Raw genomic sequence first — 22,338 nt, forward strand, 5'->3', positions numbered from 1 at the left:
CGATATGAGAAACGCCCTCAGGCGCTCAAATTAATTTTTCTTTTCTTTCGGACGCTTAGCGCCGTATTTCGAACGAGCTTGCATACGTCCGTTTACGCCTGCAGTATCGAGAGCGCCGCGAACGATGTGATAACGCACACCCGCCAAGTCCTTTACGCGACCTCCGCGAACCAGCACTACGCTGTGTTCTTGCAGATTGTGTCCGATACCCGGAATGTAAGCAGTCACCTCGATACGGTTCGTCAGACGAACACGGGCATACTTACGAAGCGCGGAGTTCGGTTTACGTGGAGTCATCGTACCTACACGAGTGCAGACACCGCGTTTTTGCGGGGCGCTCAGGTTTGTTTCCTCACGTTTCAAAGCGTTGAATCCCTTTTGCAAAGCCGGGGATTTCGATTTGACGACTTTCGCTTGACGTCCTTTACGGACGAGTTGGTTAATAGTTGGCATTGTCATTGCCACCCCCTTCCCATATTGGTGAACATCCTTGTTACGAACTGCTTTTCCAAGTCCACAGACCCAGGCGGTTCATAAAAGAACAAATGAAAGTTTTTGCCTCAGCCGCTTGCCGCACCTGAAACAAAAACGTTCTTACACAGTTATGACTTCCTCATTTTAGCACCGCAGCCATCGCCGCACCGACTTCGATTCCGCAGGCTTTACCGAGCTCTCGCATCGTATCCACCTCGGTGACCTTCACGTCGGCTTTGGCACACAGCGCGGTGATCTTCGCGATCATACGCTGGTCCGCGTCCAAGGCCACATAAACTTCGGAAGCTAGTCCAAGTTCAACCGCTCTCGCAGTCTGCTTGGTACCGATTTTGACATGAGCATCCTGGAGTCCTTTATCATTAGACATTCGGCATATCCTCCAAAAGACAGGATTATCAATTCCCGCTCACGCACCTTTGCTATATTAGCACCTGACGCAGCGGTGTGTCAAGCAAAGAATTTCGGGGCGACGGGAAAGATTTCTCGTCCCCCACACCCCGATTCCGCTGTCCGCTCCGGCCTTATTCGGTCGTTACGGGCTCCAGCGTTTCTTCGTCGCTTTCCAGACCTTCCGGCTCTTCGAACCGTACGTTGCGGTAGCGGCTCATGCCGGTACCGGCAGGAATCAGCTTACCGATCAGCACGTTTTCTTTCAAGCCGAGCAGTTGGTCGACTTTGCCTTTGATCGCCGCGTCGGTAAGCACGCGAGTCGTTTCCTGGAAAGAAGCCGCCGACAAGAAAGAGTCGGTTTCCAGGGACGCTTTGGTGATACCGAGCAGGACCGGTTTGGCGACAGCCGGATCTTTGCCGTTCAGCATAGCTTCTTTGTTGGCCTTCTCGTATTCGTGAAGGTCGACGAAAGAGCCCGGCAGCAGCGTCGTTTCGCCCGCGTCCACGATGCGGATCTTGCGCAGCATCTGACGGATCATGACTTCGACGTGCTTGTCGTTGATTTCTACGCCCTGGTTCCGGTATACGCGCTGAACTTCCTGAAGGATATAGTTCTGCACGCCGCGGATGCCTTTGATGCGCAGCATTTCTTTCGGGTCGATCGAACCGTCCGTCAGCTCGTCCCCGGCTTCGATGGTCATGCCTTCGCGTACGCGCAGACGGGATCCGTAAGTGACCGAGTACGTTTTGCTTTCGGCTTCGCCCTGAACTTCGATCTCGCGGCGGTCTTTCGCTTCGCGGATCTCTTTCACGACGCCGTCGATCTCACTGATCGTAGCCTGACCTTTAGGGTTACGGGCTTCGAACAGCTCCTGAATACGCGGCAGACCCTGCGTGATATCGTCGCCGGCTACGCCGCCGGTGTGGAAGGTACGCATGGTGAGCTGGGTTCCCGGTTCGCCGATCGATTGAGCGGCGATGATGCCGACCGCTTCGCCGATTTCGACGTGTTTACCCGTAGCCAGGTTGCGTCCGTAGCACTTCTTGCATACGCCGTGACGGGCGCGGCAGCTGAGCACGGAGCGAATTTGCAGTTTTTCCACGCCCGCTTTGATGATTTCCTCCGCTTTGTCGGAAGTAATCAGTTCGTTGCGGGTCGCGATGACTTCGTTCGTTTCCGGATGACGGACGGTCTCGAAGCAGTAACGGCCTTCGATACGGTCGTACAGGTCTTCGATGACTTCCTTGCCGTCCTGGATGCGGCTTACCATGAAGCCTTTATCCGTTCCGCAGTCGTCTTCGCGCACGATGACGTCCTGGGCCACGTCGACCAGACGACGGGTCAGGTAGCCCGAGTCGGCGGTACGCAGCGCGGTATCGGCCAGACCTTTACGCGCGCCGTGCGTGGACAGGAAGTATTCGAGGACCGTCAGGCCTTCGCGGAAGTTCGACTTGATCGGGAGCTCGATGATCCGGCCCGACGGGTTGGCCATCAGGCCCCGCATGCCGCCCAGCTGGGTGATCTGCGATTTGTTGCCCCGCGCCTTGGAATCGACCATAAGCATGATGGAGTTGTAACGGTCCATGGATTTCATCAGAATATCACTGATTTGATCCTTGGCGTGCGACCAGATTTCGATAACCCGGTCATACCGTTCTTCGTTGGTAATCAGGCCTCGGCGGTACTGGTTGGTAATGACCGCTACCTTCTTATCCGACTCTTCCATCAGGTCTTTCTTTTCCGGAGGCACGACAACGTCGGAAACGGCTACGGTTACGCCCGAGCGGGTCGAATACGTAAAGCCGAGCTGTTTGATCTCGTCGAGGATCATCGATGTTTGAGTAGTCTGGTAAACCTCGAAGCAGCGTCCGATGATTTCGCCCAGATACTCTTTGCCGATGCCCTTCGTTTGCGGAGCGTTCATGATGCGTTCGGTGACGTCCTCGCCTTTTTCATAAATGAAGAAGTCTTCGGCTACGCCTTCGAACAGGTTGGCGCGGGTTGCGTCGTTGATATACGGGAACGATTCCGGGAAGATCTCGTTGAAGATAATCCGGCCGATCGTCGTAATCAGCAGTGCGCCCTGTTGTTTCTCGATGAAGCTGGTCTTGTTCAGCGCTTTGACCGGAATGGCCACGCGCGCGTGAAGTTCCGCCGTACCGCGCTGGTAAGCGGACACCGCTTCGTTGATATTGCGCAGAATCATGCCCGCGCCTCGGCCTTCTTTGTTGTCCATGGTCAGGTAATAAGTACCCAATACCATATCCTGGGAAGGCGTAACGACAGGCTTGCCGTCTTTCGGGTTCAGAATGTTGCCGGAAGCCAGCATCAGGATGCGCGCTTCGGCCTGCGCTTCCGCAGACAGCGGAACGTGCACGGCCATCTGGTCGCCGTCGAAGTCGGCGTTATAAGCCGTACATACGAGCGGGTGAAGGCGGATCGCTTTGCCTTCGACCAGGATCGGTTCGAATGCCTGGATGCCGAGACGGTGAAGCGTAGGGGCGCGGTTCAACAGAACCGGGTGCTCCTTGATGACTTCTTCAAGCACGTCCCACACTTCGGCGCTTACGCGTTCGACTTTGCGCTTCGCGCTCTTGATGTTGTGGGCCAGCCCTTTGTTGACCAGCTCTTTCATCACGAAAGGCTTGAACAGCTCCAACGCCATTTCCTTCGGAAGACCGCATTGGTACATCTTCAGGTTCGGACCCACGACGATAACGGAACGGCCGGAATAGTCGACCCGTTTACCGAGCAAGTTCTGGCGGAAACGTCCTTGTTTACCTTTGAGCATATGACTGAGGGATTTAAGCGGACGGTTGCCCGGGCCCGTAACCGGACGGCCGCGGCGGCCGTTGTCGATCAAGGCATCTACCGCTTCCTGCAGCATGCGCTTTTCGTTTTGTACGATAATGTCCGGAGCGCCCAGATCGAGCAGTCTTTTCAGACGGTTGTTCCGGTTGATGACGCGGCGGTACAGGTCGTTGAGGTCGGATGTCGCAAAACGTCCGCCGTCCAACTGAACCATCGGACGCAGTTCCGGCGGAATAACCGGCAGCACGTCGAGGATCATCCAGTCCGGATTGTTGCCCGAACTTTTGAATGCTTCGATCACTTCCAGGCGTTTGATCGCCCGGCTTCTGCGCTGTCCCTGCGTCGTCCGCAGTTCTTCTTTGAGGAATTCCAATTCTTTGTCGATATCCATATCCTGCAGGAGCTTTTTGACGGCTTCGGCGCCCATGCCGGCCTGGAATCCGTAACCGTATTTTTCACGGTAGCTGCGGTATTCCTTTTCCGACAAAAGCTGCTTTTTCTCCAGCGGGGTTTCGCCCGGATCGGTTACGACGTAAGAAGCGAAGTAAATGACTTCTTCGAGCGAGCGCGGAGACATATCCAGCGCCAGACCCATACGGCTCGGAATTCCTTTGAAGTACCAGATGTGGGAAACCGGAGCGGCGAGCTCGATATGGCCCATCCGCTCGCGGCGTACTTTCGCGCGGGTAACTTCGACGCCGCAGCGATCGCAGACAACGCCTTTATAACGAACCCGTTTGTACTTGCCGCAATGGCATTCCCAGTCTTTGGTCGGTCCGAAGATCTTTTCGCAGAAAAGACCTTCTTTCTCCGGTTTGAGCGTACGATAGTTGATCGTTTCCGGCTTCTTCACTTCACCGCGGGACCAAGAACGAATCTTGTCCGGCGAAGCGAGCCCGATCTTGATAAACTCGAAGTTGTTTACATCCAACAAGGAGCAACCCTCCCTATATGCGGTTCCTGATTTTTGAAACTTATTGTTCTGCGCCGACTTCCGAACCTTCCAGATTGAGGCCCAGCTTGTCGCCGCCGGTCGGTTCGTCTTCGTCGTCCAGTTCTTTCATTTCGATCTCTTCTTCGTCTTCGCTCAGGATCTTGACGTCCATGCCCAAGCTTTGCAGTTCCTTGATCAGGACCTTGAACGCTTCCGGCACGCCCGGTTCCGGCACGTTTTCGCCTTTGACGATGGATTCGTACGTTTTCACGCGGCCCACCACGTCATCGGATTTGACGGTCAGAATTTCCTGCAGCGTGTATGCCGCGCCGTAGGCTTCCAGCGCCCATACTTCCATTTCCCCGAAACGCTGTCCGCCGAACTGGGCTTTACCGCCCAAAGGCTGCTGCGTAACGAGCGAGTAAGGACCCGTGGAACGGGCGTGGATCTTGTCGTCGACCATGTGCGCCAGCTTGATCATGTGCATGACGCCGACCGTGACTTCGCGCTCGAAGCGCTCGCCGGTACGTCCGTCGTACAAGATCGTTTTGCCGCTGCGCTGCATGCCGGCTTCTTCCATCGTGTCGAATACGTCGTACTCGTTCGCTCCATCGAAGACCGGAGTCGCCACGTGAATGCCGAGACGCTGAGCCGCCATGCCCAGGTGGACTTCCAGGATTTGTCCGATGTTCATCCGCGAAGGTACGCCCAGCGGGTTCAGTACGATCTGAACCGGCGTGCCGTCCGGCAGGAACGGCATATCTTCTTCAGGCATGATGCGCGATACGACGCCCTTGTTGCCGTGACGTCCGGCCATCTTGTCGCCCTGGGAGATTTTACGTTTTTGCGCGATGTACACGCGAACGAGCTGGTTAACGCCCGGAGGCAGCTCGTCGCCGTTTTCGCGGGTAAAGACTTTGACGTCCACGACGATCCCGTCCGTACCGTGAGGCACTCTCAGGGAAGTATCGCGCACTTCGCGGGCCTTCTCGCCGAAGATCGCGTGCAGCAGGCGTTCTTCCGCCGTCAGTTCGGTTACGCCTTTAGGCGTGACTTTTCCGACCAGGATATCGCCGGCGGCAATCTCCGCTCCGATACGGATAATACCGCGGTCGTCCAGATTCTTCAGCGCTTCTTCGCCGACGTTCGGGATATCGCGCGTGATTTCTTCCGGTCCGAGCTTGGTATCGCGGGCATCGGATTCGTATTCCTCGATATGGATCGAAGTGTATACGTCTTCCTTGACCAGCTTCTCGCTCAGCAGGATGGCATCCTCGTAGTTGTAACCTTCCCATGTCATGAAGGCTACGACGACGTTGCGGCCCAGAGCCAATTCGCCCATTTCGGTCGAAGGACCGTCCGCCAGGATATCGCCTTTCTTGATGATATCGCCCGAACGGACGATCGGACGCTGGTTGATGCACGTGCCTTGGTTAGAACGCATGAATTTGTGTAATTTATAAGTGACCAAGTCGCCTTTGACTTCCTGGCCGTCGACGTTCTCGACGCGGCGCAGCGTAATTTCGCTGGCTGTCGAACGCTCGATGTAACCGTCGTATTTGGAAACGATACATACGCCGGAGTCCTTCGCCGATTTGTGTTCCATGCCGGTGCCGACGAGCGGCGCCTTAGGAATCAGCAGAGGAACGGCCTGACGCTGCATGTTCGATCCCATCAGCGCGCGGTTGGAGTCATCGTTCTCGAGGAACGGAATGAGCGCCGTCGCGACGGACACGACCTGTTTCGGCGAAACGTCCATATAGTCGACGCGATTGCTCGGCATCGGCAGGATGTTGTCGGCCTGTTTGTTGTAACGGACGATAACCATTTCGTCGGCGAAGGAATCGTCTTCGGTCAGCTGGGCGTTTGCCTGAGCCACCACGTAGTTATCCTCTTCGTCGGCCGTCAGGTAATCGATATGCTCCGTGACTTTGTTGGTCTTCGGATCGACTCTGCGGTAAGGCGCTTCGATAAAGCCGTACTCGTTGATCCGCGCGAACGTGGACAAAGAGTTGATTAGGCCGATGTTCGGTCCTTCCGGCGTCTCGATCGGACACATCCGGCCGTAATGGCTGGCGTGAACGTCTCGGACTTCGAAGCCGGCGCGTTCGCGGGTCAGACCGCCGGGTCCGAGAGCGGACAAACGGCGTTTGTGCGTCAGTTCGGCCAGCGGATTCGTCTGGTCCATGAACTGGGACAGCTGCGAACTGCCGAAGAACTCCTTGATCGATGCGATGACCGGACGTATGTTGATCAGAGCCTGCGGCGTGATAACGTTGGCGTCCTGAATCGACATCCGCTCGCGCACGACGCGTTCCATCCGGGACAAGCCGATCCGGAACTGGTTCTGAAGCAGCTCGCCTACGGAACGCAGACGACGGTTGCCCAGGTGGTCGATATCGTCGGTGTCGCCGATGCCGTGCAGCAGGTCGATAAAGTAGCTGACCGATGCGATAATATCGGCCGGCGTGATATTTTTAACCGTTTTGTCGATCTGTCCGTTCGCGATGACTTTGACCACTTTGCCGTCTTCAATCGGCGAGAACACGTCGATGGACTGCATCGGAATGTCGTTGGCTTCGAGTACGCCGCCCGCGACATGATACGTCTTCACGCTGTGCTCGCCTTCCAGATACGGCAGGATCTCGTCCAGGAGACGACGGTCCACCATTTGCCCCGCTTCCGCGATGATCTCGCCCGTTACGGTGTCGATTAGCGTTTCGGCCAGGCGCTGGTTGAACAAACGATTCTTAATATGAAGCTTTTTGTTGATCTTGTAGCGGCCTACATTGGCGAGATCGTATCTCTTTGGGTCGAAAAAGCGAGCGATAAGCAGGCTTTTCGCGTTATCCAATGTCGGCGGTTCGCCCGGACGCAACCGCTCGTAGATCTCGATCAGCGCTTTCTCCGTCGAGTCCGTGTTGTCTTTGTCCAGCGTATTGCGGATATACTCGTCGTTGCCGAGCAGATCCAGGATTTCGGCGTCGCTGCCGAAACCGAGCGCGCGCAGCAGAACCGTAACCGGGATCTTCCGGGTACGATCGATACGAACGTAAATGATGTCTTTGGCGTCCGTCTCGAGCTCGAGCCATGCGCCGCGGTTCGGGATCACAGTCGCGCTGTATGTTTTCTTTCCGTTTTTGTCCACTTTGGTATTGAAGTAGACGCTTGGAGAGCGAACCAACTGACTGACAATAACCCGTTCCGCACCATTGATGATAAACGTACCGGTTTCGGTCATCAGCGGGAAGTCGCCCATAAATACTTCCTGCTCTTTGACTTCGCCCGTTTCCTTGTTGATCAGGCGGACTTTCACACGCAGCGGCGCCGCGTACGTTACGTCACGCTCTTTGGCATCGTCTGTCGTATATTTCGGCTCCCCGAGGCTGTAATCGATAAATTCCAAAATGAGATTGCCGGTGAAGTCCTGGATCGGCGAGATATCGTGAAACATCTCCCGAAGGCCTTCTTCGAGAAACCATTCGTAAGATTTCTGCTGAATCTCGATCAGATTCGGAACTTCGAGCACCTCATGAATTCGCGAATAACTCCGCCGAGTGCGTCGACCATATTGAACAAGATGTCCCGTCAACTATACTCACCCCTCAATGTCTACTCAACTTTAGGCACTTTTTTGAATGAAAAATGCCGAGTTTAAAAATTCCATTGCGACCCTTACTTTGAATCACGTATAATGAGACCAAGGCGGGCGCCCGACCCTTACATGCAGAAAAGCCCTTATCGATTGGTTTCGAAAAAAGAGCGTCGCATGCCGGATCAAAATGAATCGAAGCTTGAAATGAAACGTCGCTGCACATCTTTCACAATGCCGTCAAAAATACCCGTAGCGTTGCATTTCGCACATCAAAATACTAAGCCCCAAACAAAACCGCGCTTCCTTTGCTGTTTTGCGGAGCCTCTTGACATTTTAATATGCTAAAGCCACGTAGGGCATTCTATACTGACATTTTATAACTATATCACGGCTCCGCAAGCAAGTCAATCCCTTTTCTTTATGAAAAGGTTAGACTTCCTCTCGCTTTGTCGCTTTGTAAATTCGGTACCCTTTGTCCTTCGTTACTTCTTCCACAGACTCGAACAGCGATTCCAGTTTGGCTTTCGCCGACGGAGCTCCCTGCTTTTTCTGAATGACGATCCACAGTGCCCCTCCGGGATTCAACTGCGCGTGCGCCTGCTCGAACAATCGGTGTACGGTTTCTTTGCCTGCGCGAATCGGGGGGTTGCTGATGACGATATCGAAACGTTCCGCCGCTACCGCTTCCAGCAAATCGCTTTGCAGCGCTCTGGCCTGCGCAATTCCGTTCGCCGCCGCATTTGCCGCAGCCAATTCGATCGCGCGCTCGTTTACATCCAGCATAGTTACTCGGGATGCGCCAAGCAGCCCGGCCGCGATGCCGATCGGTCCGTAACCGCAGCCGACGTCCAGCACCGAAGCCCCTTCCGGAATCTCCAGCGCCTCGATCAGCACATGACTGCCGTAATCGAGACCGCCTTTCGAAAAAACGCCCGAGTCCGTAACCAGTTTGATCGTTCTGCCGCGAAGCCGCACCTCGATCGTTTTGCGATCGTGCGCCGCCGACGGACGATTTGAATAATAATGGTCCGACACGTCTTCAACTCCTTTCCATCTTTCGAAAAGTTGCCCGTTGAAGGCTTATATACGCGAACAGACCCCCGAAGCAGGATAACTTCGAGGGTCTGCCCTGTATAACGCTTTTGTTAAAAAGCGATTACTTCACTTCTACGGAAGCGCCAGCTTCTTCGAGCTTTGCTTTTACAGCTTCTGCGTCTTCTTTGGAAGTTTTTTCTTTGATTGCTTTTGGAGCGTTGTCTACAACTTCTTTTGCTTCTTTCAGGCCGAGACCTGTGATTTCGCGAACGACTTTGATAACGTTGATCTTCGAAGCGCCAGCGCCTGTCAGGATAACGTCGAATTCAGTTTGCTCAGCTTCAACCGCTGCGCCGCCGCCTGCTGCTGCTACCGGAGCTGCTGCAGTTACGCCGAATTCTTCTTCGATTGCTTTAACCAGGTCGTTCAGTTCCAGTACAGTCATGCCTTTGATGGCTTCAAGGATTTGCTCGTTGCTCATGATTGAACCTCCATTTGGGTATGTGGGATCAGCCCGTTAAGGCTGTCGATTTTGTAAAACGGATTGAGAATTTGTGCATAAGACCGCTAAGCGATCTTATGCGCTCTGCTGCTCGTCTTTTTCCGCAACGGCTTTGACTGCCAGTGCGAAGTTGCGCACCGGAGCTTGGAGCACGCTGAGGAGCATGGACAGCAAACCTTCGCGGGAAGGCAGGGAAGCCAGTGCTTTCAGTTCGTCGGCACTTACTACGCGTCCTTCTACTACGCCGCCTTTAAGTTCCAGAGCTTCGTTCGTTTTCGCGAAGTCGTTCAGGATCTTAGCAGGCGTGACAGCGTCTTCCGTACCGAATGCGATTGCAGTCGGGCCGGCAAGAACGGCGTCGAGTTCGCTCAGCTCGGCAGCAGCCGTTGCGCGGCGAACCAGCGAGTTTTTCAGAACCTGAAACTCGACGCCCGCTTCGCGAAGCTGTTTACGCAGCTCGGTAACTTGAGCAACGTTAAGACCACGATAGTCGACAACCACGGTCGATACGCTTTCGCGCAGTTTACCGGCGATTACGTCTACCGACTCTTGTTTGGATTGAATCACTTTTGCGTTAGCCAAATCGTACACCTCCTGTTGAATTCGAGTGAAGCGCCGGACCGCCGCTGCGGACGATTCGGTCGCCTCCACTTTTGCCACATTCAAGTCTGACTTAACGTGCGGCGCATGCAATAAGAAAAGCCTCCGCAGAAGTCTACGAAGGCTTGACGAATCAGCAGAGCTGAAATTCTATCACACACCTCGGTAGGGAATTAAGCCCGAAAGCACCTACTGTCTACGGTAAGCATATTCAAATTTAGCAAACCGTCCAATTGAGAACGGAATGGAACAACTTCTACAGCTTATCGAAAAGTTCGACCGAAGTCAACCCTTTTTTATCTGTACGAAGTTGTGTTAACGCGAATGCTCGGTCCCATCGTTGCGGACACGGCTACGCCTTTCAGATAAACGCCCTTGGCAGCAGCCGGTTTAGCGCGGTTCAGCGCGTCCATCAGTGCTTTCAGGTTTTCGTTCAACTGATCCTCACTGAACGACGCTTTGCCGATCGGTGCATGGATTTGGCCCGCTTTGTCCAGACGGTATTCGATTTTACCGGCTTTGATTTCTTGCACAGCCTTGGTAACGTCGAATGTAACTGTACCGGCTTTAGGGTTAGGCATGAGGCCTTTACCGCCGAGCAGACGACCCAGTTTACCGACTTCGCTCATCATGTCAGGCGTCGCTACGCAGACGTCGAACTCGAACCAACCTTGTTGGATCTTGTTGATCATGTCCTGATCGCCTACGAAATCCGCTCCGGCAGCTTCCGCTTCCTTCGCTTTATCGCCTTTTGCAAATACCAGTACGCGCTGCGTTTTACCCGTGCCGTGTGGCAGGACAACGACGCCGCGGACGGCTTGGTCTTGTTTACGCGGGTCTACGCCCAGACGTACTGCCGCTTCGACGGTTTCGTCGAATTTAGCTGTAGCGGTTTTCTTGACGAAACCTACAGCTTCGGCCGGTTCGTAAGTTGCTTCGCTGTCGAACAGCTTGGCAGCTTCTACGTATTTCTTACCGTGTTTAGCCATTGTGTATTCCTCCTTTGTGGTGTTAGCGGGTAACCCTCCCACATATGCCGCACTTCCTATGAGGCTCGGCTTTGGAACGAGGTCCAAGAATTAGTCTTGGATCGTGATGCCCATGCTGCGAGCAGTACCTTCGACCATGCGCATAGCGGACTCGACGTTCGCAGCGTTCAGGTCGGGCATTTTTTGTTCGGCGATTTGACGAACGGTATCGCGGTTAACCGTTGCCACTTTCTTTTTGTTCGGTTCGCCCGAACCTTTCTCGATCTTCGCGGCGACGCGCAGCAGAACTGCAGCCGGCGGAGTTTTCGTGATGAAAGTGAAAGAACGGTCTTCAAATACGGAGATCTCGACCGGAATGATCAGACCTGCCTGGTCGGCTGTGCGAGCATTGAATTCTTTACAGAATGCCATGATGTTCACACCTGCTTGACCCAGTGCCGGACCTACCGGAGGCGCCGGGTTGGCTTTGCCTGCAGGAATTTGAAGTTTCACCATTTTAATGACTTTCTTTGCCATTGAGAAACACCTCCTTGCGTTAATTAAATCTTCTCGACTTGCGTGTAATCCAGCTCAAGCGGAGTTTCGCGCCCGAACATGTTGACGTGCACCTTCAGCTTGCTTTTCTCCAGCAGAATTTCTTCCACCGTTCCGACAAAGTTTGCAAAAGGTCCCACTTTGATACGCACGGATTCCTTCAGATCGAATTCGATCTTCGGTTTCGGCTCGTCCATGCCCATATGCTTCAGAATTTGTTCGACCTCTTCCGGAAGCAGGGCTGTCGGCTTGGAACCGGAACCCGTCGAACCTACGAATCCGGTGACGCCCGGCGTGTTGCGGACAACATACCAAGAATCATCGGTCTGGATCATTTCCACCAAGACGTAACCGGGATACACTTTGCGCATGACGGTTTTTTTCTTGCCGTCTTTGTCGACCAGTTCTTCTTCCATCGGAACAAGAACCCGGAAAATCTTGTCTTCCATGCCCATGGATTCTACGCGCTTTTCCAAATTGGCTTTGACTTTGTTCTCATACCCGGAATAGGTATGAACGACGTACCATCTTTTTTCCATATCAAGCCACCTACAGGCCCTTCCTTAAATTATCGCTTCAATCGCATAGGAGAGTCCAATGTCGATTACCCAAAAGAATACAGCCATCACAACAATCGTTCCCAAAACAACAAGCGTGTAATTGGTCAGTTCTTTGCGATTGGGCCAGCGAACCTTTTTAAGTTCAGCCCAGCTTTCGGAGAAAAAGGAAAACATAGACTTGAAGCTATTTTTCACGCCTACGACACCTCCAACAAACTATCTGGTTTCACGATGAGGAGTTTGCGAGTTACAGTACTTGCAATACTTCTTCATCTCCATGCGGTCAGGGTGATTACGTTTGTTTTTCATCGTTGTATAATTGCGCTGCTTGCACTGCGTGCATGCCAACGTGATAATAACCCGCATAGATTTACACCTCCCGAAGATATCCTTCAACTAAGAAGAACTCGTATTGAGCCTAAAATCATGATTTTAGGCCTACCTAAAACACTTTAGCATAGCCGGTATATGCTGTCAACGAAAAAGCTTGAACAGACGCGGTTTTATTGGCCTCCATAAGAAAAAGACTCCGCTGCCGGAGTCCCGTTCGTTGTTCTCGTTGTCCACGCTCCGTCCAAAACGCTTTCGCATCGGGCGGAAGGTAAAATGCACGGCGGCGCGGAAGTCCCGTCAGACCTGATCGCGAACTTCCAGATAACGTTCAAGCTTGCGCTTGACGCGCTGCAGGGCGTTGTCGATCGACTTGACGTGCCGGCGCAGATCGACGGCGATCTCCTGGTAGGAGCGCCCGTCGAGATACAGCATCAGGACCTTGCGCTCCAGATCGCTGAGAATCTCCGACATCTTGTCTTCCAGACCGTTGAATTCCTCGCGGTTGATAATCAGTTCTTCCGGATCGCAGACCTGCGACACGCAGATCACGTCGAGCAGCGTGCGGTCCGAATCTTCCTCGTAAATGGGCTTGTCCAGCGAAACGTACGAATTCAGCGGAATATGCTTCTGCCGGGTCGCCGTCTTGATCGCCGTGATGATCTGGCGCGTGATGCACAGCTCGGCGAACGCTTTGAAAGAAGCCAGCTTGTCGCCGCGGAAATCGCGGATCGACTTGTACAGGCCGATCATCCCTTCCTGGATGATATCCTCGCGGTCCGCCCCGATCAGGAAATACGAGCGGGCTTTGGCGCGAACGAAGTTCCGGTACTTGTTGATCAGATACTCCAGCGCTTCGCTGTCTCCGGTACGGACCGCTTCCACGATCTCTTCGTCGCTCTGGAAATCGAAAGGTGACACTATGACGTCTTTGAGATCTACACTCACCAGCAATCCCTCCGGCCGCGGCGCAAGTTTCGAGCCTGTCGTAAAAGTTAGCCTCAGTATATATTATGTCACCTTACACCGTCAACCGCAGATCGTCCAAAAGAGGGTCGCCGTGCCGAATAATTCCTTTTTGTACACCGAGTTGTAAAAAAACGCTTACTTCGCCTCAACGAAGGGGCTCGGCGCCGCAGCGTTCACTGACGGCGCCAGCGTTCGAACAGCCGAAGCTGTTCCGGCGTGAGTTTCCCGTCGATGGTGTTGCGGCTTCCCTTCTGCGTCTGCTCGGCAATCTTGCGCCCGATCTCCCGCTCGCTTTGCTCGACGTCGACCAGCAGCTCGAGCGCGGGAACCCGCAGCGCGCCCTGGGCGAAAGCGACGCTTTGTTCGACAAAGTCGCTCGTCGCGACGTACACCAGGCGACGTTTGCGCCCGCCCAGCTCGGCGGCGAAGCGCTCGATCGCTTCGTCGGCCGTTTCCTTTTCCCGCGTAAAGTACACTTCCACTTTTCCGTACTCGAACGTTTTGCCTTTGCCCGGCACCCGATAAGCGTCGAACACGGCGATGACCCGCCGCCCCGTGAACGCTTGATAATCGGCCAGACGCTCCAGCAGGCGGTCGCGCGCCTCGTTCATATCGATTTGCGACAGCGGAGCCAGGTCGGGCCAGGCTCCGATCATGTTGTAGCCGTCCACCAGAAGCACATCCCGCAAATCGGCCATAAGTTCACGCTACTTTCTTCCGCTGCGCTGGCGCAGCACTTCGTACATCACGACGCCCGCGGCCACCGAAGCGTTCAGCGAGTTGATTCGGCCCTGCATCGGGAGCTTGACGAGCACGTCGCATTTCTCGCGCACAAGCCGTCCCATGCCTTCGCCTTCGTTGCCGATTACCAGCGCAAGCGGTCCTTTAAACACGCTGGCTTCGTAGATTTCTTCTTCGGCGCGCACGTCGGTGCCCGCGATCCAGACGCCGGCTTCCTTGAGCTTCTCGATCGTCTGCGCCAGGTTCGACACCCGCGCGACCGGCACGTATTCCGCCGCTCCCGCGCTCGTTTTGGAAACGGTGGCGTTGACCTGCGCCGAGCGCCGCTTCGGAATAATGACGCCGTGCACGCCCGTGCAGTCGGCCGTCCGAAGAATCGAACCCAGATTGTGAGGATCTTCGATCTCGTCGAGGATCAGCAGGAACGGGTCTTCGTCTTTGGCCGCCGCCGCGGCGAGCAGGTCTTCGACCTCCGCGTAGATGTACGGAGCCGCCTGGGCGACAACGCCCTGATGCTGGATGCCCGGCACCAGCGTATCGAGCTTGCGCTTGTCCGCGGACTGCACCACGACGCCCCGTTTCTTGGCTTCCGCGAGAATCGGCTGCATCTGCTTCTGCTGCGCGCCCTCCGCAACCCAGATTTTGTTGATGCTGCGTCCGGCTTTCAGCGCCTCGGTGACCGAGTGCTTGCCGGCGATCAGATCTTCTTCCATATCGTTTTTCCCTTCCTGCCGGCGGCGCGCGGCCGCCTCTTTATTTGCCCTGCTTCGCTTTGAAATCCGTTATTCAATCCCGTTCCGGTTCCCGCGCTTCGGCCGCCGCGTCTTTGCCCGCGGACAGCCCGATCCGGATCAGCTCTTCGAGCCGCCCGTGTTCGCCTTTGTAGTACAGATAGCCGGCCAGGCACTCGAGCGCCGTCGCATGCCGGTAATCGATCACATTGGCGTTCTTCGGCATCGTGCCCGACTTGGCGTTGCGGCCGCGGCGGACGATATCCGCTTCTTCTTCGGTCAGCACGCCTTCCAGCCGGAACAGCAGCCGTGCCTGCGCGCCCGCCGAAACGAGCTTGGTCGCTTCGCGGTGCAGATAGTGCGGCCGCAGGTTGGCTCCCGTGATCAGATACTGGCGGATCGCCAGCTCGAATACCGCGTCGCCGAGATAAGCGAGCGCGATCGGCGGAAGCTGCCCCGCCGGTTTGGACGGGGGAAAATCGAACAGCAGCCGTTCTTCGCCCGGCGCGTTTTTGTTTTCGTGTCCGGTCATCTTATTTTCTCCGCCATCTCATGCCCTGAGGCGTATCTTCCAGCGCGATGCCGCGCTCGGCCAGCAGGTCGCGGATTTCGTCGGAACGGCTCCAATTTTTCGCTTTGCGGGCTTCGGCGCGTTCTTCGATCAGACGCTCCACTTCCTCGTCCAGCAGTTCTTCGCCCGGCTGCGCCGCGATGCGCAGCACGCCGTTCATTTTTGCAAAAGCCTCAAGCAGCGCTTCGAGATCGGCTTTGCGCGCCACTTCTTCGCGCAGGATCAAGTTCGCTTCGTTCACCCATTCGAACACGGCCGTTACCGCGTCCGGCGTATTGAAGTCGTCGTCCATTTTCGCGTAGAACTCGCCCAGTACCGCATCCAGGCGCTCGCGCAGCAGATCCGATACGCCTTCGCCGCCCGCTGCCGTTTTGAGACGGTGATGCAGGCCGGAAACGGCGTTTTCGATCCGCTCCACGCTGTTCAGCGACTGCTGCATATTGTCGGCGCTGAAGTTGAGCGGATTGCGGTAATGCGTCGAAAGCACGAAATAGCGCAGCGCTTCTTTTTTATACCGTCCGCGCAGTTCCTGCACCGTGATGCCGTTGCCGAGCGACTTGGACATTTTCTCGTTGTCGATATTGACGTAGCCGTTGTGCATCCAGTAGTTGGACAGCGAATGGCCGGTCAGCGATTCGGACTGGGCGATCTCGCACTCGTGGTGCGGGAACTGCAAATCCTGTCCGCCGCCGTGGATATCGAGCGTGTCGCCGAGATAGCGCCGGGCCATCGCCGAGCATTCGATATGCCAGCCCGGACGTCCCGGTCCCCACGGGCTTTCCCAGAAGATTTCGCCCGGCTTGGCGCCTTTCCAGAGCACGAAATCTTCCTGGTTTTCTTTGCGCGCGTCCACCTCGATCCGTATGCCGAATTGAAGCTGCTCCAGGTTCTGGCGCGACAGTTTGCCGTACTCGTCGAAGCTGGAAGTGCGGAAATAAACGTCGCCGCCGCTCGGATACGCGTGCCCCGTGTCGACCAGCTCGCCGATAAAGGCGACGATATCGTCCATATTTTCGGTTACTCTCGGATTCAGCGAAGCTTTTTGCACGCCGAGCCCGTCCAGATCTTCGTAATAAGCCGCGATAAACTTCTCCGCCACTTCCGGCACGGTCGTGTTCATCGCTTCCGCTTTGCGAATGAGCTTGTCGTCCACGTCCGTGAAGTTGACCACGTAATTGACCTCGTAGCCGCGGTCTTCCAGATAAGCGCGCACCACGTCGAAAAAAATCACCGGACGCGCGTTGCCGATATGGATATAGTCGTATACGGTCGGGCCGCAGACGTACATATTGACTTTATCCGGATTGACCGGCACAAACTCTTCCTTCGCTCTCGTCATCGTATTGTAGATTTGCAGGGCCATCTTTTACACAATCCTCTCTCGATTCGTTCCGCAATCACTTGTTCACTTGCATCTTTCCGCGTTTCCGGCCGCTCGCGGCGGTTCTTCGAATCCTCCGCGGCGCGTCCGCTCCAGTTCCGCCTGAAGCTCGCGCACCTGCCGCTGGAGCTCGCAGATCGCGTCGTGCGAAGGGTCCGGCATCTGGTGGCTCAGCCGGTCGACCTTGCGCCCGTGCTGGCGGACGATTTGTCCCGGAATGCCCACCACCGTGCTGTTCGGGGGCACCTGCTTCAGCACGACGGAGTTCGACCCGATATTGCACTGGTCGCCGATCGTGATGGAACCGAGAATCTTGGCGCCCGATCCCACGACCACGTTGTTGCCGATCGTCGGATGGCGCTTTCCTTTTTCTTTACCCGTACCGCCGAGCGTGACGCCCTGGTAAATCACGACATCGTCGCCGATCTCGCACGTCTCCCCGATCACCACGCCCATCCCGTGGTCGATAAACAGCCGACTGCCGATCGTGGCGCCCGGATGAATCTCGATGCCGGTAAAAAAACGGCTGGCCTGCGAGATCACTCTCGCAATCGTAAAGCGCCGCCACCGGTAAAAGCGATGCGCGACCCGGTGCGCCCAAATGGCATGCAGCCCCGAATACGTAAATACGACTTCAAACATGCTTCTCGCCGCCGGATCGTTGTCGAATACCGCCCGGATATCGGACTTCATGGATTTGAACATCCCTTTTTCTCGCCTCGCTCCCCTTGCCGCAAATGTAAAAAAGCCCCCGCAGCATAAATGCTGCAGAGGCGTTAGACCGCGGTTCCACTCTGCTTGGACTCCGAACAGGCCGGAATCTCTCTCGTTTAAAGTCCGTAACGGGGACTGTCCGGCGGACTCTAGCCCCGCGCCCGCAAAAGCGAAAGGTTCGAATCCGCAGCTCCCAGGCGCATTTCCGTCTGCCGGCTCCGGACGGTTCCCAGCCCGCGCCTTCGGCCCGAATGGGCTTACCGGCGTTCGGCCGTCCTCTCTGGGGGATTCGGCGTACGACGTACTTCTCCTGATCTTCGCTATAGAAATATTCGATTGAAGACGATGTTCGATAGATCTTGTTTAGCCATTATAAACGAATCCCCCCGGTCTGACAATCATCCCGGGAGTGAAATTACGCGCCTTGAACCTGCGACCGCAGGCGTTCGATCACGCGATCGCGGCCCAGCAGGTAGATCGTCTGGTTCAGGTCGCGGCCGTGCATCTGTCCGGTCAGCGCGACGCGGATCGGCATGAACAGCTGTTTGCCTTTGATGCCGTTCTCTTTTTGCACTTCCTTGATCAGCGCGGCCATGCGTTCGGGCGAGAACTCGTCGGAAGCTTCGATCTTCGCCAGGAACGCGCTCAGCGCAACCGGCGCTTTCTCGTCGGCCAGCACTTCGCGCTCTTCGCCGCCGAACTGCACGTCGTCGCGGAAGAACATCTCCGACAGCGCCACGATATCGGAAGCCGAGTTCAGCTGCTCCTGGTACAGCGCCACGAGGCGCTGCGCCCAGTCCTGCTGCGAAGCGTCCAGCGGCTCCGGCAGACGGCCCGCTTTTTGCAGATGGGGAATCGCCAGGTCGGCAATCCGCCGCGGCTCGGCGTTCTTGATGTAGTGATTGTTGATATGCGCCAGCTTATGCGGATCGAACACGGCGGGGCTTTTGGACAGACGGTTCGAGTCGAAGATCGAGATCAGCTGCTCGCGGCCGAAGATCTCTTCTTCGCCTTCCGGGGACCAGCCGAGCAGCGCGATAAAGTTGAACAACGCTTCCGGCAGATACCCCAGTTCCTCGTACTGCGAGATAAACTGGATAATCGATTCGTTCCGTTTGCTGAGCTTCTTGTGGTCGTCGCCCACGATCAGCGTCATATGGCCGAACCGCGGAGGCTCGAAGCCCAGCGCTTCGTAGATCATCAGCTGGCGCGGCGTGTTGGAGATATGGTCTTCTCCGCGCAGCACGTGCGAGATCTTCATCAGGTGATCGTCGAGCACGACCGCGAAGTTGTACGTCGGGATTCCGTCGCGCTTCACGATGACGAAGTCGCCCGTGTCTTCCGTGGTAAACGAAATCTCGCCTTTGACCATATCGTCGAACGTATACGTCTTGTTCGCCGGCACGCGGAACCGCACGCTCGGCACGCGGCCTTCGGCTTCGAACGCACGGCGCTGCTCCGGCGTCAGATCGCGGTGCTTGCCGGAATAGCGCGGAGTCTCGCCGGCCGCCATCTGCTGCTCGCGTTCCTGTTCCAGCTCTTCTTCCGTACAGTAGCACAGGTAAGCCAGCTCTTTGTCCAGCAGCTCCTGCCAGTACTTTTTGTAAATATCCAGCCGTTCCGTCTGTCGGTAAGGGCCGTACTGCCCGCCGATATCGATGCTTTCGTCCCAGTCGATGCCGAGCCACCGCATATATTTCAGCTGGCTTTCTTCCCCGCCGGCCACATTGCGCTTCACGTCGGTATCTTCGATCCGGACGATGAATTTACCGCCCTGGCTGCGGGCAAACAGATAGTTGAACAGCGCCGTTCTGGCGTTGCCGATGTGCAGATGGCCCGTCGGGCTCGGCGCATAACGTACGCGTACTTCCTTGCTCATGATTGTCTTCCTCCCGTATCGTTTCTACAACTCTTTCAAGATGATAGCATACCCTTCGTCAGACAGACAACGGCCTGCGCCGCAATGCCTTCGCCGCGTCCGGTAAAGCCGAGCCACTCGGTCGTCGTCGCTTTGACGTTGACCCGCGACTCGTCCGCGCCGAGCGCTCCCGCGATCACCGTCACCATCTGCGGGATATAAGGCGCCATTTTGGGCTGCTGCGCGATAATCGTCGCATCGACGTTGCCGAGTTCGTAACCCCGCTCCCGCGCCATTTTCCAAACGTGCTCCAACAGCTTCAGGCTGTCCGCGTCTTTGAACGCAGGGTCCGTATCGGGAAAATGCCGTCCGATATCGCCCAGCGCCAGCGCGCCCAGAATCGCGTCGCTGATCGTATGCAGCAGCACATCGGCGTCGGAGTGCCCGAGCAGCCCTTTGTCGTGCGGAATCGTAACGCCGCCGATAATGCAGGGCCTGCCCTCCGTCAACTGATGCACATCGAATCCCTGACCTATCCGAATCATGATTTGTTCCCCTTCCGCTCCGCCAGAAGCCTGTATTCCGCATAATCCAGATCCTCGGGCGTCGTAATCTTGATATTCGTATAATCGCCGTGAGTCACCGATACCGGCACGCCCAGACGCTCGACCAGCATCGAATCGTCGGTGCCGACGAAGCCTTCGCCGGCCGCGCGTTCGTGCGCCCGGCGCAGATCGTCGGTCCTGAAGCCCTGCGGCGTCTGAATCGCCCACAGCGCGCTGCGGTCCGGCGTATCCGCGATAATGCCGCTTCCCCCGTCTTGCGTCCGCTCGACGCGCTTAATCGTATCTTTGACCGGGACCGCCAGCACGGAGGCTCCGGTGCTTAGCATCTCGCCGTAGCAGGCCGCGATCTCCTCCACCCGGACAAAAGGCCGCACGCCGTCGTGCACCATCACCCAAGGCGCGGACACGCGTTTCAACCCTTCGTACACGGAATGCTGCCGCTCGGCTCCGCCGGCGACCACCGCGGCCACCTGCTTGCAGCCGGCTTCTTCGATATACCGGCCGCAGCGCTCCACATCGGCGGCGCCGGTCACGACGACGATCTCGGCGGTCGCTTCGAAGCGTTCGAACGCCCGGATCGCGCGGATAAACAGCGGATGCCCGTCCAACTCCAGGAACTGCTTGCTTTCCTGCGTTCCCATGCGCGTGCCGCGGCCGGCCGCGACCACGATCACGCTCAAATTCCGTTCCATACGTTGACAGCCCCCGCTTTTGCGTCCGTTTCGCTTTTTTTCGCGTCTTTCTAGTATACCCTCGTACAGCCTCGAAAACTAGAGCTTGTACGCAAACTCCGAAGGATACGGACGCTGCGCGCATGACCTGCAATCGCGCCCGGAAAGCTGGCAGGACGCCGAAAAAGTCAAAGAACCTTCTTTCCCGCCCGTGTCGCGGTATCGAAGGTTCTCCGTCATGCGTATGCGCCATAGACTGTCGAAAACGTCCGGGCGTGCTTTTTAAACCTGGCGATCGATCAAGACCTGCTCCTGCAGACGGCGCAGTCCTTCCTTGATCGTGCGCGCCCGCGCTCCGCCGATTCCGTCCACCTCGTCGAGCTCTTCGAGCTCGGCTCTGGCCACCCGGTTCAGCTCGCCGAAATGCTCGGTCAGATTGTGCACGATCACGTTCGGCAGCCGCGGAATCTTGCTCAGCACGCGGTAGCCGCGCGGCGTGAGCATCTCGTCGGCCGTCGACGTTTGGGCCGGATAACCGAGCAGCCGCACGGTATGGACGGTGTCGAGCAGTTCGTCGTCCGTGGAGCGCCGCAGCGAAGCCAGAATCTCCTTCGCTTTATCGTCGCCCTGCTGGACGGTGTAGTCTTTGAGCAGCAGCAGCACTTCGCGCTCGGTGTTGCCGACCAGCTCTTCCATCTGCATGGAGATCAGGCGGCCTTCATTGCCCAGCTCGCTGACATAGCGCTGGATCTCCGTCTTGATGCGCAGCACCATGTCGACCCGGCGGATTACGCCGACGACTTCGGCCAGCGTGACCAGCTCTTCGAATTCCGAAGCGGTCAGGTTGGTCAGCGCCTGCGTCAGCACCGCTTTGTACTTCTCGAGCGTCTGGATCGCCTGGTTCGCTTTGGTCAGGATGACCCCGATCTCCTTGAGCGTATAGCGAAGATTGCCCAGATACAGCGTGATGATATTGCGCCGCTGGGAAATGGAAACGACCAGCTTGCCGGTCTGCTTGGCGACCCGCTCGGCGGTCCGGTGCCGGATGCCCGTCTCCGACGACGAAATCGCCGGATCGGGAATCAGCTGCGTGTTGGCGTACAGAATGCGCTTCAGATCCTCGCTGAGGATAATCGCGCCGTCCATCTTGGCCAGCTCGTACAGATAATTGGGCGAAAAATCGCAATTGATGGAAAACCCGCCGTCGACCACTTCCATTACTTCCGGGCTGTACCCGACGACGAGCAGCGCGCCGGTCTTGGCCCGCAGCACATTCTCCAGGCCGTCGCGAAAAGGGGCTCCTGGTGCGACGAGTTTGAGCAGTTCATTCATTTTTACCGATTCCGAGTCCTTCATTGGC

At 56.4% G+C, this 22,338-nt stretch carries 22 protein-coding genes and 1 other annotated feature; all 22 genes read right to left on the minus strand.

Annotated features, from left to right (window positions below):
- Window positions 1-30: 30 nt before the first annotated feature.
- The 22 genes from rpsL to disA all read right to left on the minus strand — a co-directional run bounded on the left by rpsL (window position 31) and on the right by disA (window position 22,334).
- Window positions 31-453, minus strand: a complete 423-nt coding sequence (rpsL, locus tag QWJ34_RS24620; protein ID WP_026293957.1) for a 30S ribosomal protein S12 — start codon at window positions 451-453, stop codon at window positions 31-33.
- A gap of 160 nt (window positions 454-613) precedes the next feature.
- Window positions 614-862 (minus strand): ribosomal L7Ae/L30e/S12e/Gadd45 family protein, encoded by a 249-nt coding sequence (locus QWJ34_RS24625; protein ID WP_302731750.1) that lies wholly within the window; start codon window positions 860-862, stop codon window positions 614-616.
- Between the two features lie 154 nt (window positions 863-1,016).
- Window positions 1,017-4,631, minus strand: coding sequence for a DNA-directed RNA polymerase subunit beta' (gene rpoC, locus QWJ34_RS24630; RefSeq protein ID WP_302731751.1), 3,615 nt, complete (start codon window positions 4,629-4,631; stop codon window positions 1,017-1,019).
- A 40-nt stretch (window positions 4,632-4,671) separates the two neighbouring features.
- Entirely contained in the window at window positions 4,672-8,223 is a 3,552-nt protein-coding gene (rpoB, locus tag QWJ34_RS24635; protein WP_302731752.1) for a DNA-directed RNA polymerase subunit beta, read from the minus strand.
- Window positions 8,224-8,655: 432 nt separating this feature from the next.
- Window positions 8,656-9,261, minus strand: a complete 606-nt coding sequence (locus QWJ34_RS24640; RefSeq protein ID WP_302731753.1) for a class I SAM-dependent methyltransferase — start codon at window positions 9,259-9,261, stop codon at window positions 8,656-8,658.
- 121 nt (window positions 9,262-9,382) lie between these two features.
- Window positions 9,383-9,742 (minus strand): 50S ribosomal protein L7/L12, encoded by a 360-nt coding sequence (rplL, locus tag QWJ34_RS24645; protein WP_302731754.1) that lies wholly within the window; start codon window positions 9,740-9,742, stop codon window positions 9,383-9,385.
- A gap of 96 nt (window positions 9,743-9,838) precedes the next feature.
- Entirely contained in the window at window positions 9,839-10,345 is a 507-nt protein-coding gene (gene rplJ, locus QWJ34_RS24650; protein ID WP_302731755.1) for a 50S ribosomal protein L10, read from the minus strand.
- A gap of 104 nt (window positions 10,346-10,449) precedes the next feature.
- Window positions 10,450-10,583 (minus strand) — a sequence feature (ribosomal protein L10 leader region).
- A gap of 76 nt (window positions 10,584-10,659) precedes the next feature.
- On the minus strand, window positions 10,660-11,352 hold the full coding sequence (gene rplA / locus QWJ34_RS24655; protein WP_302731756.1) for a 50S ribosomal protein L1: 693 nt from the start codon (window positions 11,350-11,352) through the stop codon (window positions 10,660-10,662).
- A 90-nt stretch (window positions 11,353-11,442) separates the two neighbouring features.
- Window positions 11,443-11,868: a 50S ribosomal protein L11 gene (gene rplK / locus QWJ34_RS24660; RefSeq protein ID WP_037291610.1), complete on the minus strand. Its 426-nt coding sequence runs from the start codon at window positions 11,866-11,868 to the stop codon at window positions 11,443-11,445.
- Window positions 11,869-11,891: 23 nt separating this feature from the next.
- Window positions 11,892-12,425 (minus strand): transcription termination/antitermination protein NusG, encoded by a 534-nt coding sequence (gene nusG / locus QWJ34_RS24665; RefSeq protein ID WP_302731757.1) that lies wholly within the window; start codon window positions 12,423-12,425, stop codon window positions 11,892-11,894.
- Between the two features lie 24 nt (window positions 12,426-12,449).
- Entirely contained in the window at window positions 12,450-12,641 is a 192-nt protein-coding gene (gene secE, locus QWJ34_RS24670; RefSeq protein ID WP_302731758.1) for a preprotein translocase subunit SecE, read from the minus strand.
- 21 nt (window positions 12,642-12,662) lie between these two features.
- On the minus strand, window positions 12,663-12,812 hold the full coding sequence (gene rpmG / locus QWJ34_RS24675) for a 50S ribosomal protein L33 (protein WP_087801972.1): 150 nt from the start codon (window positions 12,810-12,812) through the stop codon (window positions 12,663-12,665).
- Window positions 12,813-13,076: 264 nt separating this feature from the next.
- Complete coding sequence (gene sigH, locus QWJ34_RS24680; RefSeq protein ID WP_302731759.1) at window positions 13,077-13,724, minus strand: RNA polymerase sporulation sigma factor SigH; 648 nt, start codon at window positions 13,722-13,724, stop codon at window positions 13,077-13,079.
- 194 nt (window positions 13,725-13,918) lie between these two features.
- Window positions 13,919-14,443, minus strand: coding sequence for an NYN domain-containing protein (locus QWJ34_RS24685; RefSeq protein WP_302731760.1), 525 nt, complete (start codon window positions 14,441-14,443; stop codon window positions 13,919-13,921).
- A gap of 9 nt (window positions 14,444-14,452) precedes the next feature.
- Window positions 14,453-15,199 (minus strand): 23S rRNA (guanosine(2251)-2'-O)-methyltransferase RlmB, encoded by a 747-nt coding sequence (gene rlmB / locus QWJ34_RS24690; RefSeq protein WP_302731761.1) that lies wholly within the window; start codon window positions 15,197-15,199, stop codon window positions 14,453-14,455.
- Window positions 15,200-15,272: 73 nt separating this feature from the next.
- A complete protein-coding gene (locus QWJ34_RS24695; RefSeq protein ID WP_302731762.1) occupies window positions 15,273-15,749 on the minus strand; it encodes a Mini-ribonuclease 3 in 477 nt (158 codons plus the stop codon).
- Window position 15,750: 1 nt separating this feature from the next.
- Window positions 15,751-17,151, minus strand: a complete 1,401-nt coding sequence (gene cysS / locus QWJ34_RS24700) for a cysteine--tRNA ligase (RefSeq protein WP_302731763.1) — start codon at window positions 17,149-17,151, stop codon at window positions 15,751-15,753.
- 42 nt (window positions 17,152-17,193) lie between these two features.
- Window positions 17,194-17,874, minus strand: coding sequence for a serine O-acetyltransferase (gene cysE / locus QWJ34_RS24705; RefSeq protein WP_483314301.1), 681 nt, complete (start codon window positions 17,872-17,874; stop codon window positions 17,194-17,196).
- A gap of 424 nt (window positions 17,875-18,298) precedes the next feature.
- Complete coding sequence (gene gltX / locus QWJ34_RS24710) at window positions 18,299-19,762, minus strand: glutamate--tRNA ligase (RefSeq protein ID WP_302731764.1); 1,464 nt, start codon at window positions 19,760-19,762, stop codon at window positions 18,299-18,301.
- Window positions 19,763-19,797: 35 nt separating this feature from the next.
- Window positions 19,798-20,286: a 2-C-methyl-D-erythritol 2,4-cyclodiphosphate synthase gene (gene ispF / locus QWJ34_RS24715; RefSeq protein ID WP_302731765.1), complete on the minus strand. Its 489-nt coding sequence runs from the start codon at window positions 20,284-20,286 to the stop codon at window positions 19,798-19,800.
- Entirely contained in the window at window positions 20,283-20,999 is a 717-nt protein-coding gene (gene ispD, locus QWJ34_RS24720; RefSeq protein WP_302731766.1) for a 2-C-methyl-D-erythritol 4-phosphate cytidylyltransferase, read from the minus strand. The genes ispF and ispD overlap by 4 nt, the downstream gene beginning before the upstream one ends.
- Window positions 21,000-21,260: 261 nt before the next feature.
- Window positions 21,261-22,334 carry a DNA integrity scanning diadenylate cyclase DisA gene (gene disA / locus QWJ34_RS24725; RefSeq protein ID WP_302731767.1) on the minus strand — a complete coding sequence of 358 codons (1,074 nt, stop codon included), beginning with the start codon at window positions 22,332-22,334 and terminating at the stop codon, window positions 21,261-21,263.
- Window positions 22,335-22,338 lie beyond the last annotated feature (4 nt).

This window comes from Saccharibacillus sp. CPCC 101409, from assembly GCF_030518235.1.
GTDB lineage: Bacteria > Bacillota > Bacilli > Paenibacillales > Paenibacillaceae > Saccharibacillus.

Coding starts and splice junctions, on each gene's coding strand:
- rpsL (WP_026293957.1), bottom strand. CDS start 453: ATGCCAACTATTAACCAACTCGTCCGTAAAGGACGTCAAGCGAAAGTC.
- QWJ34_RS24625 (WP_302731750.1), bottom strand. CDS start 862: ATGTCTAATGATAAAGGACTCCAGGATGCTCATGTCAAAATCGGTACC.
- rplL (WP_302731754.1), bottom strand. CDS start 9,742: ATGAGCAACGAGCAAATCCTTGAAGCCATCAAAGGCATGACTGTACTG.
- rplA (WP_302731756.1), bottom strand. CDS start 11,352: ATGGCTAAACACGGTAAGAAATACGTAGAAGCTGCCAAGCTGTTCGAC.
- rplK (WP_037291610.1), bottom strand. CDS start 11,868: ATGGCAAAGAAAGTCATTAAAATGGTGAAACTTCAAATTCCTGCAGGC.
- nusG (WP_302731757.1), bottom strand. CDS start 12,425: ATGGAAAAAAGATGGTACGTCGTTCATACCTATTCCGGGTATGAGAAC.
- rpmG (WP_087801972.1), bottom strand. CDS start 12,812: ATGCGGGTTATTATCACGTTGGCATGCACGCAGTGCAAGCAGCGCAAT.
- QWJ34_RS24685 (WP_302731760.1), bottom strand. CDS start 14,443: ATGGCCGATTTGCGGGATGTGCTTCTGGTGGACGGCTACAACATGATC.
- rlmB (WP_302731761.1), bottom strand. CDS start 15,199: ATGGAAGAAGATCTGATCGCCGGCAAGCACTCGGTCACCGAGGCGCTG.
- QWJ34_RS24695 (WP_302731762.1), bottom strand. CDS start 15,749: ATGACCGGACACGAAAACAAAAACGCGCCGGGCGAAGAACGGCTGCTG.
- cysS (WP_302731763.1), bottom strand. CDS start 17,151: ATGGCCCTGCAAATCTACAATACGATGACGAGAGCGAAGGAAGAGTTT.
- cysE (WP_483314301.1), bottom strand. CDS start 17,874: ATGTTCAAATCCATGAAGTCCGATATCCGGGCGGTATTCGACAACGAT.
- gltX (WP_302731764.1), bottom strand. CDS start 19,762: ATGAGCAAGGAAGTACGCGTACGTTATGCGCCGAGCCCGACGGGCCAT.
- ispF (WP_302731765.1), bottom strand. CDS start 20,286: ATGATTCGGATAGGTCAGGGATTCGATGTGCATCAGTTGACGGAGGGC.
- ispD (WP_302731766.1), bottom strand. CDS start 20,999: ATGGAACGGAATTTGAGCGTGATCGTGGTCGCGGCCGGCCGCGGCACG.
- disA (WP_302731767.1), bottom strand. CDS start 22,334: ATGAAGGACTCGGAATCGGTAAAAATGAATGAACTGCTCAAACTCGTC.